Below are 1258 nucleotides of genomic sequence, written 5' to 3'. Positions count from 1 at the left end.
GCTAAATTTTCAAATAATGATAATCAAATAATTTGGTATAAAGAATCTACATCTGAAAAAATTGTTGAACTTTTTAAAAACAATACTGCATTGATTTGTTTATTTTCTTTGGGTGCTGTAATTAGACTGATTGCACCATATTTAAAAGATAAAAAAACAGATCCGGCAGTAATTGTGATTGATGATAAAGCTGATTTTGTAATTAGTATGTTATCTGGACACTTAGGTGGTGCAAATGAATTAACGCAAATTGTTGCTCAAAAACTTAATGCCACACCAGTAATCACTACTGCTGCTGATGTCAATAAAACAATAGCAGTTGATCTTGTTGGAAAAGATTTTGGGTGGAAAATAGATGATGATTCTACAGTAACTAAAGTTAGTGCATACATGGTAAATGAAGAGAACATAGGGGTTTACCAAGAAATTGGAAGGAAAGATTGGGTAAAAGAATTACCAAAAAATGTAAAAATTTATTCAAGTTTAGAAGAAATGATAAATTCAAATTCTAAGGGATATCTAATAATTTCTGATAAAATTGTAGAAGGTGATTTTCTTAAGAATTCTGTTGTTTATAGACCTCCTAGTTTAGTAATAGGAATTGGATTACATTGGGATACACCAAAGCAAACCATAAAGAAGGGAATAGATTTTTGTTTACAAAAATTCAAACTAAGTGAAAAATCCATTGCAAAGTTAGTCTCAATTAAAAAACCAGAAGACATCAAAGGACTAGTTGATATTGGAAAAGAAATGGGTATTATTGTGGAGTATATAGAACGAGAAGAACTAGCTGAAATTTCTGCACCAAATCCGTCAGATACCGTAAAAGCGTTTGAGGGAACTTCTAGTGTATCAGAGGCAGCTGCAATCAAAGTATCTAGAGGGAAATTAATTGTCGAGAAACAAAAATTTCCACCAAATTTGACCATAGCAATAGCGAGGATAGTAGATTGAAGCGTGGATTGTTACTAATTGATCGAGGAAGTAGAGAAAGAGAGGCATCAGAAGAATTAGAGATTATTTGTGATGCCATAAAGGCAAAAAGAGATTATGTGTTTGCAGAATATTGTTTTCTTGAAGTAGAGCCTCCATACATTGAAGATGGAATTGAAAAATGTCTCAAACAAGACATTGATCATTTAACAATAGTTCCATATTTTCTATACCCTGGTAAAAAAGTAAAGAATGCAGTTACGGATGTTATGAAATTTCAGAAAGATACCAAAGTAAAATTTGTCGTAACAAAACCAATGAG

The 1258-nt window shown here is 31.6% G+C and carries 2 protein-coding genes; both read left to right on the top strand.

The genetic code is table 11. The annotated features are described in order from the left end of the window. On the top strand, positions 1-957 hold a 957-nt coding region (locus BG20_RS11100), incomplete at its 5' end, for a cobalt-precorrin 5A hydrolase (RefSeq protein ID WP_010195487.1). Further along, a partial coding sequence (locus BG20_RS11095; RefSeq protein ID WP_010195485.1) for a sirohydrochlorin chelatase occupies positions 954-1258 on the top strand: 305 nt, incomplete at its 3' end. The genes BG20_RS11100 and BG20_RS11095, both read left to right, overlap by 4 nt.

The sequence above is a fragment of the Candidatus Nitrosarchaeum limnium BG20 genome (assembly GCF_000241145.1).
Taxonomy (GTDB): domain Archaea; phylum Thermoproteota; class Nitrososphaeria; order Nitrososphaerales; family Nitrosopumilaceae; genus Nitrosarchaeum; species Nitrosarchaeum limnae.
This window is presented reverse-complemented; position numbering and strand designations above follow the sequence as displayed.